This is a genomic window from Pseudomonas sp. Pse79, assembly GCF_024519615.1.
Classification (GTDB): Bacteria; Pseudomonadota; Gammaproteobacteria; order Pseudomonadales; family Pseudomonadaceae; genus Aquipseudomonas; species Aquipseudomonas veronii.
In genome coordinates this window covers 1-12,793 of record NZ_JALJRR010000008.1, presented here as the reverse complement: position 1 = coordinate 12,793, position 12,793 = coordinate 1, and the positions used below count along the sequence as shown (strand labels likewise).

Here is a 12,793-nt window from a genome sequence, read left to right as displayed (position 1 = left end):
CGCCCCGGCTCCTAACATTCACCCCATGCACTAGACGACTGGTCTAATCGGACGGAGTGAAGCATGCACAGCGCCAGCAAACGTCCACGGCAGACCATTCTCGACGCGGCGCAATCGATTGTCGGCGCCAAAGGGTTTTCTGCGGTGGGGTTGAACGAAATCCTGCAAGCCGCCGATGTGCCCAAAGGTTCGTTCTATCACTACTTCCACTCCAAAGATGCATTCGGTGTGGTATTGCTCGACCACTACTTCGATCACTACGTAGAAGGCATGACGCAACTGTTCGAGCAGCCCGGGTTGTCCCCGCGCGCCAAGTTGATGCGCTACTGGCAAGGCTGGATCGACAACCAGACCGGCTGCACCGACGCGGGCAAATGCCTTGCCGTCAAACTCGGTGCGGAAGTGTCAGACCTTTCAGAACCCATGCGCTTGGCCCTGGATCGCGGCACATCGAGGACCATCACCTTGCTTGCCGGCGCGATCGGGTGCGGCGTCGAAGACGGTTCGCTGACCGTGGCGCAAGCCCCGCAAAGCCTGGCCCGGAGCCTGTATGCGTTGTGGCTGGGGAGCAGCGTCATGAGCAAGATCACCCGTACATCCGCGCCGTTTGATCAGGCGCTGCTGCTGACCCGCCAGCTGTTGGGTTGCCCTGACACACACTGACCTTAACCCTATCGAGGCACTGGAACATGAAAGTATTAATGGTACTGACCTCTCACGACCAGCTGGGCGATACCGGGCGCAAGACCGGTTTCTGGCTCGAAGAATTTGCCGCACCGTACTACGTGTTCAAGGACGCCGGCGCCGATGTGGTGCTGGCGTCCCCGGCCGGCGGCCAGCCGCCATTGGACCCGGTGAGCGATCAAGCGGATGCGCAGACCGAACAGACCCGCCGCTTTGCCGCCGACCCGGCCGCGCAGCAGGCCCTGGCCAACACCGTCAAGCTGGACACGATCAACACCGCCGACTTCGACACCGTGTTCTATCCAGGTGGTCACGGCCCACTGTGGGACCTGGCGGAGTCGCCGGTGTCCATCGCCCTGATCGAGGCGTTCGAGCGGGCCGGCAAGCCCATCGGTTTTGTCTGCCACGCACCGGGTGCCTTGCGCCACGTCAAGGCGGTCAATGGCGCGCCGCTGGTCAAGGGCCGTCGTGTTACCGGCTTCTCCAACGCGGAAGAAGCCGCGGTCGGCCTGACCGATGTGGTGCCGTTCCTGATCGAAAACGATTTCAAGGCACTGGGCGGCAAGTATGAGAAGGGCGCCGATTGGCAATCCTTTGTGCTTGAAGACGGTTTGCTGGTCACCGGGCAGAACCCTGCCAGTTCCAGCGCTGTTGCCAAGGCCCTGCTGAAGCTCACCGCATAAGTTAATCAACGGTTTTAAACCTGCATGGATTGGCGGCTCTCAAGAGCCGCCAACGGTTTCGCTCGTCCTGAATTTGGAATCTTTCAAATGACCCACAGTGTTTTAAGTACCCCGATAAAACTCGGGCATCACACCTTGGCCAACCGCGTCGTCCTGCCACCGCTGACGCGTCAACGCAGCGCGCAACCCGGCGATGTCGCCACCGAGCTGATGGCCGAGTATTACCGTCAACGCGCCTCGGCCGGTTTCATGGTCAGCGAGGGCACCCAGATCGAGCCGCGTGGCCAGGGTTACGCCTGGACGCCGGGCATCTACACCCCGGCGCAGATCGACGGTTGGCGCACCGTCACCGACGCGGTGCATGCCGAAGGCGGGGTGATCTTCGCCCAGCTCTGGCATGTGGGCCGGGTGTCCCACAATGCGTTGCAGCCTGACGGCGCCGCGCCCGTCGCACCGTCCGCGCTCCAGGCCGAACAGGCGAAGGCGTTCATCGCCACCGGGCCTGGCCAGGGTGAACTGGTCCAACCGCCCGTGCCCCGTGCCTTGACCACCCTTGAGGTCAAGGCATTGGTCGGGCACTACGCACAGGCGGCACGCAATGCGTTGGACGCCGGGTTTGACGGGGTGGAGATCCATGCGGCCAACGGTTACCTGGTCAACCAGTTCATCTCGGCCCACGCCAACCAGCGCGACGACGAGTACGGTGGTTCGCTGCACAACCGTCTGCGTTTTTTGCGGGAGATTGTCGAGGCTGTGAGCCAGGTGGTCGGCCCGCAACGCCTGGGCGTGCGCTTTTCGCCGTTGTTCAGCGGCACCGATCAGGACCGCGTGTACATCGGCCTGGTGGAAGACGACCCGCACCACACCTACCTGGAAGCGATCAAGGTGCTGCAAGCGGCGGGCATCGCCTATGTCTCGATTGCCGAAGCCGACTGGGACAACGCTCCCGACCTGCCCGACACGTTCCGTCAGGCCGTGCGTGACACCTTCACCGGGCGGATTATCTACGCCGGGCGTTACACCGCCGAGCGCGGTGCGCGGTTGGTCGACGCGGGGTTGGCCGACCTGATTGCGTTCGGGCGGCCCTTCATTGCCAACCCGGACTTACCGCAACGGCTCTTCAATGGCTGGCCGTTGAATCCGCTGCGGGCGGAGGGGATGTATGGTGGCAATGAAGTGGGCTATATCGATTACCCGGTGCATGCCCAATAGGTCATTTCTCGTGCGAGCTGTCGGGCCCTGCCAAGGCCCGACAGTGACTGCATCAGGCGTCACGCCACCTGCAACACAATCTTGCCGATATGATCCCCACCTTCCATCCGGGCATGGGCCTGGGCGGCGTCGGTGTAGGCGTAGACCTTGTCGATGATCGGCAGGCAACGCCCGGCGGCCAGCATAGGCCATACCTGTTCGCGCAGCTGTTCGGCGATCACGGCCTTTTCCTCGCGGGTGCGGGGGCGCAACAGTGAACCGGTTATCACCGCGCGTTTGCCGAGGATGGTCAGCAGGTCGACGTCATGCGCCTTGCCGCCGCCGAGAAAGCCGAGCATGACCAGGTGACCGTCCATGGCCAGGGCCTTGAGGTTATTGTTCAGGTACGAGGCCCCCATGATGTCGAGGATTACATCAACCCCCTGATCGGCGGTCTTCTGCGCGATGACGTCGGCGAAGTCCTGCTCGCGGTAGTTGATCGGTTCGGCGCCCAGCTTGGCGATGGCGGCGCATTTGTCGGCGCTGCCGGCGGTGGCGAAGGCCTCGATACCGAATTCGCGGCAGAGCATCAGCGCGGTGGTGCCGATGCCACTGGTGCCGCCGTGGATCAACACGCGCTGGCCTTTATGCGCGCCGGCGAGGCCGAACAGGTTGGACCATACCGTGAAGAACGTTTCCGGCACGGCGGCGGCTTGAATCCAGTCCATGCCCTCGGGGATCGGCAACGCCTGGCTGGCGGGCACCGCGCAAAACTGCGCATAGCCGCCGCCATTGGTCAGGGCGCACACCTTGTCGCCAATGGCGTATGCGCTGACGCCGTCGCCGAGCGCCACCACTTCACCGGCCACTTCCAGCCCCGGAATCAGGCTCATGCCGGGTTTCAGCGGGTATTTACCGGCGCGTTGCAAGGCGTCCGGGCGATTGACCCCGGCCGCCTGCACACGGATCAGGATCTCGCCGGGGCCCGCCACCGGTATGGCGACCCGCCGCGGTTGCAGGACGTCGGGGCCGCCGGGCTGGGTGATTTCGATCAGGGTCATTTCGTGCGGGAGCGTCATTCGAGAGTTCCTGTGGCGATGAGCGTATGGGTTGGGACCGCCTCTGACGGGCGGCGGTTCAGCAGGATCATGCCCAGTTCCAGCAGCAGCGCGACCACGATGGCCCCGGCCGCGATCATGAACAACAGGGCATGCTGGCCGCCGCTGCCGTTGAACAGCGCCGAGTAGGCAAAGCCTGCCAGCGCCTGGAACGTGGCGAAAGATACCGTAGCGCGGCTCCAGGCGAGCTGTTGATGGTGATGGTTGGGCACCAGCTCATGAACCCGCGCCAATGCCAGCGGCACGATACCCGGCGGGAACGAACCGAGGATCACCGCCAGCAGCGCCAACGCGGTGAACGAACTGGAGACCGGCAGCAGGCCGATCGTAATCGCCTGCACCGCCAGCACCAGGCGGATGCTCAGGCGCGCACCGAGCTTGTCGGCGAGAAATCCATACGTGACCGGGCCGACAATCGCCCCCAGGCCGTACATTACCCAGATCATCGCCCCGACGTGCGGCCCGGCCCCCAGGCCACGGGCGACGTAGTCCACCAGGAACACCATGGCCGGCACCAGCCCGGCGGCCATGAACGCGTATTGCCCAAACAGCAGGTATACGCCCGGCGGGGTCGCGACGGATGCGTTGGCTTGCGGTGCCGCTTCATGCAGGGTGCCCGAAGGCCAGCCGAACCAGCTCGCTGCCGTCAATACCAGCGCCAACAGGCCCAGGCCGAACCACGTCTGTTGCAAACCCAGGCTCAACAACGGCGGCACAATCGTCCCGGAGCCTGCAATGCCCAGGCCGATGCCGAGGAAGATCGCGCCGCTGGCCAGGCCCCGACGCGCCGCGGGTACGTGGGGCAACACCGTCGCCGCCACCAGCACCATGATCGCGCCCCCGGCGATGCCCGACAGCAGGCGCCAGGCGAAGAACCAGAGCAACGACAAGGGAAAGCCACAGGCAAAGAACGCCAGGGTCACGGCCACCATCATCAGCCGCAAGGCGGCCGTGTTCGAGGTGCGCCGGGCGAGGGGCCGTCCGATCAGGGCGCCGACCAGGTAGCCCACCAGGTTGGCGGCGCCGAGGTACACCACGTCACTGGCGGCAAACCAGTGAGCCTGGATCAGCGAGGGGATCAGCGGGGTATAGGCGAAGCGCGCCAGGCCGATGCTGACCAGGCTGGCGCACAGGCCGGCGAAGATCGGTAACCACAGTGCGCGGCGGGGCGGGGTGTGAGTGTCGGGCATGACGGCGGTCCTGAGGGTTTTCTCTGGCGCTCAGCATAGCCCCGTTGCATGATGCAATAACGCTGCGAGTATGCGGCGCATCGATGCATATATGCAGCATAAGGAGAGGGCATGAATTGGGACGATGCACGGGTCTTCCTGGCGGTGTGCCGCGAGTCGACCTTACGTGGCGCGGCGCGGGTGCTGGGGGTTGACCAGGCCACCGTCGGCCGACGGATCAACGCGCTGGAAAAGTCCTTGAGCGCCACTCTGTTCCTGCGCACTTCCGAAGGCTACGCGCTGACCGCCGTCGGCGAAGCCGCCCTGCGCAGCGTGGAAAAAATGGAGCGCTCGGCCCTCGAGCTGGAGCGCCAGATACAAGGCTTGGACGAACGCCTGACCGGCACCGTGCGGGTCAGTACCACCGACTCGTTGGCCATCGATTTCCTGATCCCGGCGATTGCCCGCTTGCACGAGCAGCACCCCGACGTGCGCGTGCATCTGGACGCGTCCACCCAGTTTCTCAGCCTGGCCAAGCGCGAAACCGACATCGCCGTGCGTAACATGCGCCCGGACAGCCCTGACCTGATCGCGCGGCGTATCGCACGTTGGCCGGTTGGGTTGTTTGCCTCCCAGGCTTATATCGATCGCCACGGCGCACCGGAGCCCGGCAGCCTGTTCGAAGGCCATGATCTGGTGGTGTACCACGCCTATCTGCAGAGCCAGAAGGACATGACCCTGGTCTGCGAACCCCTGGGCCGCGGCCGCATCGCGGCCACCCTGAGCTCCGGCCTGCTGGTGCGCCGTTCCATTGCCGCCGGCATCGGTATCGGTGAGATGCCGGTGTGTACCGGCGAACGCGACGGGCTGGTGCGTCTCTGGCCGGAGCGCACTCGGCCGATGCCTTACGACGTCTGGCTGGTGACCCACGCCGACCTGCGCCACACCGCGCGGGTGCGGGTGGTGATCGATGAAATCGTCGCGGGGTTTGCCGGCACCGGGGAGTGAGGTCAGCACACGCTTGCAAGCTCGCCGGTGTCTTTGCGCACACAATCGGCGGCAGTCATCTCACGGACAGCTCGCTTATGAACGAATCAAGAAATCAGGATGTGGGTCTGCTGTTTCTGCGGGTCAGCGGCGCGCTGTTCCTGTGTTGGGTGCATGGCATGCCCAAACTGCTCAATTACAGCGAGCAATTGAAACTGATCGAAGACCCGTTTCACCTCGGCGCCCACGTCACGTTGCTGCTGGCGATTGGCGCCGAAGTGCTGTGCCCGCTGTTGATCATTGCCGGGGTGCTGGTGCGCCTGGCCTGCCTGCCGATCCTCGCGGTGCTGTTGATCGCGATGCTGGTGGTGCACCCGGAGTGGACGTTGCTGGAAGGGCAGTTCGGCTGGCTGCTGTTGATCATTTTCACCAGCGTGCTGATCGCCGGGCCGGGTCGCTTCACCCTCGGTCAGCGTTTTGCCTGAGCAAAAAAAGGCCGGGCAAGCCCGGCCAAATAAGGAGAGCGGGATCTAAGCGGTTCAGCGGTTCAGGAACGCCAGCAGGTCTTCGTTCAATGCCTGGGCGTGGGTCACTGCAAACCCGTGCGGCGCGTCTTTGTAGACCTTCAGCTCGGCACCCTTGATCATCTCGGCCGCTACCTTGCCGGTGGTTTCGAACGGTACGATCTGGTCGCCATCGCCGTGGATCACCAGGGTCGGCACGTCGATCTTGGCCATGTCCGGGCGGAAGTCGGTCTCGGAGAAGGCGGTGACGCAATCCACGGTCGACTTGAGCGATGCCAGCAGGGCGATCTGCAGGGTTTGCGTCAGTACGCCGTCGGAGACTTTCTGACCTTTGTTGATGCCGAAGAACGGCAGGTTGAAATCAGCAATGAACTGCGCCCGATCCTTCAGCAGGCCGGCCTTGATACCGTCGAACACATCGGTGGGCACACCCTGCGGGTAGTCCGGTTTCTGACCGAACAGCGGCGTCACCGCGCCCAGCAGCACCAGGCCGGCGACACGGGCACTGCCGTGGCGGGCGATGTAACGTGCGACGTCGCCGCCACCCATGGAAAAGCCGACCAGGGTTACGTCCTTGAGGTCCAGGTGTTCGATCAGTTGGGCGATATCGTCGGCAAAGGTGTTGTAGTCGTTACCGCTCCACGGCTGATCCGAGCGCCCGAAACCCCGGCGGTCAAACGCGATGGTGCGAAAGCCGCGGCTGCTCAGGTATTCCATCTGGTATTCCCACATGTCGGCATCCAGCGGCCAGCCATGGCTGAATAACACGGGTTTACCGCTGCCCCAGTCCTTGAAGTAGATCTGGGTACCGTCTTTGGCAACGAATGTGCTCATGGAAAACTCCTTGGTTGAGGAACGAAAAACGTCAGGATCACTATTGCCCCAAACCGGGCAACGGGCTTGTATGGGTGTGCTTGCTTGGGTTCACCAACTGAACTTGAGCTCTACCCCCAAATAGTTACTGTCGTCGCCTCCGGCATCGCGCAAGGTCCGGCCGACTGCGTAATGCACCGCTTCAACCGCGCCGCTGAGGTTTGGCGTAAACACATAGTCGGTACGCAGTTGAGCGTAAGCGCCGGTCCAGCGATCACCCTGGCCTGCGGTGCCGGCGACCGGCAAGTTCGGCTGGGTGTAGACCGCGTCGCTGGTGGTCTGCCGCCAGAGCAGGCCGACGGCGGTCTGCACGCTCAGCTTGTCGACAGGCTGAACGGTGATCGAGGGCTTGACGTGAATCAGGTTGCTGTAGCCCGTATAGCCCGCCAGGGAAAAATAGTAGCCATTGGGAAACAGCGGGTTGAAAGTGCCGAGGGTGCCGTCGCCGGCTTTACGGTCGCCCGAGGCAATATCCAATTGCAGGCCGATGCGCGGTTTCCACGCCAGGCTATCGAAGGTGTATCCGGTGCGGCTGCCGCCGGCCCAGGCGCGAATGTCCTTGTGGCCTACCGAGCCGCTTTGCAGCATGGCTTCGATGTCCCAGTCGAAACCCTGGGCCGCCCCGCCCAGGCGTGCGTCGACGAAATGCCGGGTTTCATCGCCGTCCGCATCCAGATAGTGCGCGGCGCTGCGCTCATACACGCCGTAGTAGGCTGACAGTTCATTCTTGCCGCCTACCAGTCGCTCGACCCGCAGCATATGAAAGCGCGCATCGCTGTTGGATGTGTCGTCGAAGTGCCGCCCGTCCTGATACTGCACCGGCTGGCTGGCGATGCCGATAAAGCGCCACTGACGGGTCTCCCAGTCGGCCCACAGCGCATCAAAGGATTGCCGCACATTCGGGCCGTCCCGCGACGAGATGAAACGCTGCAAGTCAAAGGCAAAGTCCTGGCGGCCGATACGGCTCTTGAAGGTGCCGGCGTCGAAGGTGTTGATGTATTCGGCGAAGGCCAGGCGCAGGTCCACGCGGTTCTGATCGGCGCCGCCGATCGTGGTCTTGTCGTAGGCCCGCACATCTTCGAGTTGGGTGAACACACGCCAGTTTTCATTCAAGTGCAGGTCAGCATGGACCTGGAAGCGTTGGAGCAAGTAGCTATCACGGGCCACATTGTGTACGCCAAAACCGCTGGCATCGTTCATCTCGAAGCGCTCGCGCAATGTTGCGCCGAGGGACAGGTAGGTGAATGGGTTGGCGCTGGACAGCGGGAGGTACTTCAAGCTGTCCAGTGGCTGCGTGCGCAGCGCCGGATCGCTGAGTACGGACCAGTCTTCCTGCCAGCGGTTGGTCTTGATCGCCGGTCGCGTGGCCAACTCGTCTGCATGGCCACTGCTGGCGAGCAGCGGCCACAGCACAGCCAGGCCCCAGCCGGTGCGTCGAGTCATTGGCATGGGCTCAGTGCACCGTATTGAGCTGGTGAATTTCCGCGATATAGCCGCCCGGGAATTCAACCAGCGCGCTGCGCCGGTTTTTACTGGTGAAGGCCGGCACCAGCACTTTGGCACCCGAGCCGGTGGCTTTACCGAGCGTGGCGGTCAGGTCCGTCACTTGGTAGCCGGTGGTTTCATGCCCAAACGGGTAGGGCAGTTGGCCGTTAGTGACCAGCACCGTCATGCGTCCGAACGGCGATTCGATCTCGACGCGCCGGTAGGTGCCGCTGACCTGGCCCACATCGACCGCGGATGCGTGCTTGTCATCGGCCAGCACCTTGCCATGGGAGAAGCCCAGGAACGACCGGATGAACGTGTCGGCGCGATCGGCGGAGAGGTAAACGCGGTTTTCCGGTAGGGTCTGGAACGCCGCGTAGTCTGGGGTCTTGGTGTGCCAGTAGAGCTGCATGTTCACACCACCTGGCCATTGGATCACCGCGTCCCGGCCAATCGGGTCGGGAAAGTCGCTGACGATCACCGCCGCACCGTTGTCCCGGGCGGCTTTGAGCGCTGCGTCCATGTCCTTGACCAGATAGCCGTTGCGCTCCTGGCCGAACGGATGCGGGATGGGGGTGGTGAAGCCAAACAGCGACACCGTGCCTACAGGCGTCTGCAGCAACTGCGAGGTGGTGCTGCTGGGCACCGGCAGCACATTCACCACCACCTGGGGCGTGCTCCTGCCGCCGAAAGTGGCGAGGAAGCTCTGGGTGAAACGGTCCACATCGGCCGGGGCGACATACACATGGCTCGTGTCATATTGCGGTGCCACGGCGACCGCTGGCGTCGCCGCAAAGGCGCAGTTCATCATGGCGCCGGTCAACAGCGTCAATGCCAGCGATACCGTTCTCACTTTTTTGTACATGCCTACTCTCCCGCCTTTTTGGAAAGTCAGGAGATTAGGGGGTAGGGCAGCCAAGCGAATTGTATGGGCGTGCTCGGTTGAGCGGTTCAGCCTTGATGGCCTGTCAGAGGTTCAAGGCCGTTGCGGTTTGACCGACGTCCCGAACGTATTGCCCATGCGAATGCTGGTCGCCGCCGGGGTGGACAGTCCCACCTGATTCGGCGGCCGCTTCTGCACCGGTACGTTCTGCGCCTCGCGGTTTTTCTGCGCCGCCTTGGCCGCGTCCGCGTTGTTGCCCATCTGCTGGCCCAGGCAGCCATAGTCGGGAGCCTTATAGCCATCCACCGTCACCTCGGTGCAGCCTTTGGCGGCGGTTTCGGCGTGGGCGAGCAGGGGCAGCGCGGTACACAGCAACAAGCTGGCGAGGGTGGGGAGTCGCTTCATGGGGCCTCCTGGCGGGCCTGGGGAATTGGGCCGATAAGGCTTGAAAGTGTAGTGCAGCGGGTTTCCCATCACCGTGATGTTTTTTTTGCTATCACCGTAACATCAGGTTCATAAACTGGCCTCAGGATGACGGTTTTCAAGGACACGTCGGCCGTGCAGCGATGCAGAGCGGGGGGGGAACAGTGGGGCTTGCGGCGCGCCATCGGTGCCCTGGCCTTGCTGTTGCTGCTGGCGCTGGGTACCCCTGCGAGGGCAGAGCCGCCGCTGTTGATACTGGACCTGCCGGCACAAGATCTGGAACACGCACTGCAAGCGTACAGCCGCGCCACCGGCATGGCGGTGCTGGTCGACCGTGAACTGACGCGGGGCCGGCGCTCCATCAGCGTGCGCGGGCGCTTCACGGCGCAGGAGGCTTTGGCGATGTTGCTGACGGGGAGTGGCCTGATGGCGCGCTATGCACGCAGTGACGCGTTCACCTTGCAACTGCCCGAGGTCAGCCAACCCCCTGCCACCCGTGGTGCATCGGCACGCAACGCAGCACGGATCAACAACAGCTATGCCGCGGCGTTGCAACAGGCGATCGAAACCAGCCTGTGCCGTTCGCCGTTGACCCACCCCGGCAGCTTCAGAGCGCTGGTGCAGGTCTGGGTCAGCCCTCAGGGGTTGATCGAATACAGCCGGTTGGTCAGTTCCACCGGCGATGAACAACGCGATGAAGCCCTGGTGCGCAGCCTGGGCGCTGCCCGGGTCGAACGCCCGGCGCCGAGCTCGCTGCGCCAGCCGGTGACTTTACTTTTGATGCCCGACACAACAGGAACGCGCATGGAATGCACAGCAGGGAAAGGAGCCTGGGGCGGATGAAAGATTCCGGGCACAGCACGATGGTCAGCCTGTTCCTGGCGTCCTACGAGGAGTTCAAGGTGCGTCTGCGCAAGCGCCTGGGCTCGGAGGACCTGGCCAACGATGTGCTGCACGAAACCTACCTGCGCGTCGATCGCATGGACATGCCGCCGAACCTGGCGCAGCCCAATGCCTACCTGTACCGCATGGCCTTGAACATCGCCGCCGATCGCCGCGAAGCCGACGCCCGGCTGTTGACCGGCAGCGAAGTCGAAGAGCTGCTGCAAAGCGCCGACGAAGCCCAGGACCCCTCGCGGGTAGTGGGCGGGCAGAAAGAAATCCAGTCCCTGGTCAAGGCGCTCTACGAACTGCCGGCGCGCCGTCGCAAGATCCTCATCGCCGCGCGCCTGGAAGAAGCGCCGCACCTGGAAATCTCCCAACGTTTCGGCATTTCCACGCGCATGGTCGAAAAGGAAATCAAGGCCGCCCTGGGCCACTGTGCCAAGCGCCTGGAAAGAAAAGTGATCCAGCGGTTCGGTCCCGGGGCCGGAAAACCGTCTTAGTGTTGAGTCCCTGATAAATCCGTGAGTATTTGCGCGCTTGAACATTTTTAGCCTCTCCACCGCCCGGGCAACCCCCGCCAGCCCATTGCACGATGAAGCCCGCGACTGGCTGCTTCTGCTGACCTCGGGCCGGGTCACCGTAGCCGATGCCAAGGCCCTGAAAGCGTGGTGCGCCCAGAGCCCGGAGCATGCCCAGGCGTTCGAGCAGGCCAAGACGTTATGGCGGCAAGTGGGCACGGCGGTTGAACAGGCGCAGCCCCCGCGCCATTTTGGCCGGCGAGCCTTCCTCGGCGGCGCGATAGCGGCGTCGGCGGCGTTGGTGATGGTGGGCGTCGGCGCCCCGGGTGGGCTGGCCGGCTTGACCGCGGACTATCGCACCGCGGTCGGCGAGCAGCGCCAGGTACTGTTGAGCGACGGCGTGAGCCTGGAACTCAATACCCAGACGCGCATCAGCCGGGTGGGGCAGGGGATCGAATTACTCGAAGGCGAAGTCGAAGTGCTCGCCCATGTGGCCCAGCCGCTCAAGGTCCAGGCCGGCGCCGGCTGGGTCAGTGCGGCGCAGGCGCGGTTCAATGTGCGGCATACCGATCGCAACGTGTGCGTCACCTGTATCGAAGGGTGGCTGTCGGTGGATGTCGCCGGACGCACTGTACACATGGAGAGTGGCCGGCAACTCACCTATGGCGCCGCCGGGATCGGCGCGGTGGAGACGGTGGACGCCCAGGCGGTGGTGGCTTGGCGCGAGCAGGTGCTGGTGTTCAACAACGCGACGCTGGCGACGGTGGTGGACGAGATCAATCGCTACCGGCCGGGGATGCTGGTGTTATTGAACAAACAACTGGGCCAGCGCCGGGTGCAGGCGCGGTTCAGTTTGCAGCAGTTGGCGGGGGTGGCGTTGTTGATTCGTGATGCGTATGGGGCGAAGTGTACGGAATTGCCGGGGGGGGTGGTGTTGTTGAGTTAGGTTGACCGGGCATTTTTTTTGGATTGGATATGAGTACATATCCGTTGCTGCGGTCACGGCGGCTTATGGTTCCGGTCCGTACAAAAAGCCCCAAAGTAACCAAAGGGCTCTTGCCCCACCACTCGGTGCCTCGCCTAAGATCAAAAGCCAAAGCGAGGCGGCCTTATAGCTGACCTGATCCTGGAAGCCGAACCGGGTCAAAAATGTGGGAGGGGGCTTGCCCCCGATAGCAATATGTCAGCCACTACATGCATGACTGACCCACCGCTATCGGGGGCAAGCCCCCTCCCACATTTGGATCTCATAGATCAGATAGACCTTGCTCTGCTCTTGATCTGCTCTTGATCTTGATCTTAGGCGCCCCGTAAAACCACTCGGTGCCTCGCCTAAGATCAAAAGCCAAAGCGAGGCGGCCTTATAGCTG

14 protein-coding genes are annotated in these 12,793 nt (G+C 63.4%); 8 read left to right on the top strand and 6 right to left on the bottom strand.

From position 1 onward, the window contains the following. Nucleotides 1-63: 63 nt before the first annotated feature. From NR164_RS12170 to NR164_RS12160, 3 genes are all read left to right on the top strand, one after another. On the top strand, nucleotides 64-663 hold the full coding sequence (locus NR164_RS12170; RefSeq protein ID WP_256822786.1) for a TetR/AcrR family transcriptional regulator: 600 nt from the start codon (nucleotides 64-66) through the stop codon (nucleotides 661-663). Between the two features lie 26 nt (nucleotides 664-689). Beyond that, nucleotides 690-1,367, top strand: a complete 678-nt coding sequence (locus NR164_RS12165) for a type 1 glutamine amidotransferase domain-containing protein (protein ID WP_177033859.1) — start codon at nucleotides 690-692, stop codon at nucleotides 1,365-1,367. 87 nt (nucleotides 1,368-1,454) lie between these two features. Next, on the top strand, nucleotides 1,455-2,579 hold the full coding sequence (locus tag NR164_RS12160) for an alkene reductase (protein ID WP_017846692.1): 1,125 nt from the start codon (nucleotides 1,455-1,457) through the stop codon (nucleotides 2,577-2,579). A 59-nt stretch (nucleotides 2,580-2,638) separates the two neighbouring features. On the opposite strand, the gene NR164_RS12155 is transcribed toward NR164_RS12160, so the two are convergent. Then, nucleotides 2,639-3,637: an NAD(P)H-quinone oxidoreductase gene (locus NR164_RS12155; protein WP_079444154.1), complete on the bottom strand. Its 999-nt coding sequence runs from the start codon at nucleotides 3,635-3,637 to the stop codon at nucleotides 2,639-2,641. Then, on the bottom strand, nucleotides 3,634-4,866 hold the full coding sequence (locus NR164_RS12150) for a YbfB/YjiJ family MFS transporter (protein ID WP_079444153.1): 1,233 nt from the start codon (nucleotides 4,864-4,866) through the stop codon (nucleotides 3,634-3,636). The genes NR164_RS12155 and NR164_RS12150 overlap by 4 nt, the downstream gene beginning before the upstream one ends. A gap of 111 nt (nucleotides 4,867-4,977) precedes the next feature. Between NR164_RS12150 and NR164_RS12145 the strand changes: the two genes are divergently transcribed. Then, nucleotides 4,978-5,853 (top strand): LysR family transcriptional regulator, encoded by an 876-nt coding sequence (locus NR164_RS12145; RefSeq protein ID WP_017846689.1) that lies wholly within the window; start codon nucleotides 4,978-4,980, stop codon nucleotides 5,851-5,853. Nucleotides 5,854-5,930: 77 nt separating this feature from the next. Continuing rightward, complete coding sequence (locus tag NR164_RS12140) at nucleotides 5,931-6,317, top strand: DoxX family protein (protein WP_026139987.1); 387 nt, start codon at nucleotides 5,931-5,933, stop codon at nucleotides 6,315-6,317. 54 nt (nucleotides 6,318-6,371) lie between these two features. Here NR164_RS12140 and NR164_RS12135 read toward each other — a convergent pair whose 3' ends face one another. The 4 genes from NR164_RS12135 to NR164_RS12120 all read right to left on the bottom strand — a co-directional run bounded on the left by NR164_RS12135 (nucleotide 6,372) and on the right by NR164_RS12120 (nucleotide 10,002). Further along, a complete protein-coding gene (locus tag NR164_RS12135; protein WP_046383035.1) occupies nucleotides 6,372-7,190 on the bottom strand; it encodes an alpha/beta fold hydrolase in 819 nt (272 codons plus the stop codon). 90 nt (nucleotides 7,191-7,280) lie between these two features. After that, complete coding sequence (locus NR164_RS12130; protein ID WP_026139986.1) at nucleotides 7,281-8,672, bottom strand: alginate export family protein; 1,392 nt, start codon at nucleotides 8,670-8,672, stop codon at nucleotides 7,281-7,283. Nucleotides 8,673-8,682: 10 nt separating this feature from the next. Further along, nucleotides 8,683-9,579 carry a glyoxalase gene (locus NR164_RS12125; protein ID WP_079444150.1) on the bottom strand — a complete coding sequence of 299 codons (897 nt, stop codon included), beginning with the start codon at nucleotides 9,577-9,579 and terminating at the stop codon, nucleotides 8,683-8,685. 111 nt (nucleotides 9,580-9,690) lie between these two features. Next, a complete protein-coding gene (locus NR164_RS12120; protein WP_046383038.1) occupies nucleotides 9,691-10,002 on the bottom strand; it encodes a hypothetical protein in 312 nt (103 codons plus the stop codon). 216 nt (nucleotides 10,003-10,218) lie between these two features. Here NR164_RS12120 and NR164_RS12115 point away from each other — a divergent pair, with 216 nt between their 5' ends. From NR164_RS12115 to NR164_RS12105, 3 genes are read left to right on the top strand one after another with little or no spacing between them, the layout of a single operon-like run. Continuing rightward, the gene (locus tag NR164_RS12115; protein ID WP_046385246.1) at nucleotides 10,219-10,863 is read left to right on the top strand and encodes a secretin and TonB N-terminal domain-containing protein; all 645 of its coding nucleotides are present in this window, start codon (nucleotides 10,219-10,221) and stop codon (nucleotides 10,861-10,863) included. Then, a complete protein-coding gene (locus NR164_RS12110; RefSeq protein ID WP_017846682.1) occupies nucleotides 10,860-11,405 on the top strand; it encodes an RNA polymerase sigma factor in 546 nt (181 codons plus the stop codon). The genes NR164_RS12115 and NR164_RS12110 overlap by 4 nt, the downstream gene beginning before the upstream one ends. Before the next feature lie 37 nt (nucleotides 11,406-11,442). Beyond that, the gene (locus tag NR164_RS12105) at nucleotides 11,443-12,369 is read left to right on the top strand and encodes a FecR domain-containing protein (RefSeq protein ID WP_256822785.1); all 927 of its coding nucleotides are present in this window, start codon (nucleotides 11,443-11,445) and stop codon (nucleotides 12,367-12,369) included. Nucleotides 12,370-12,793: the final 424 nt, after the last annotated feature.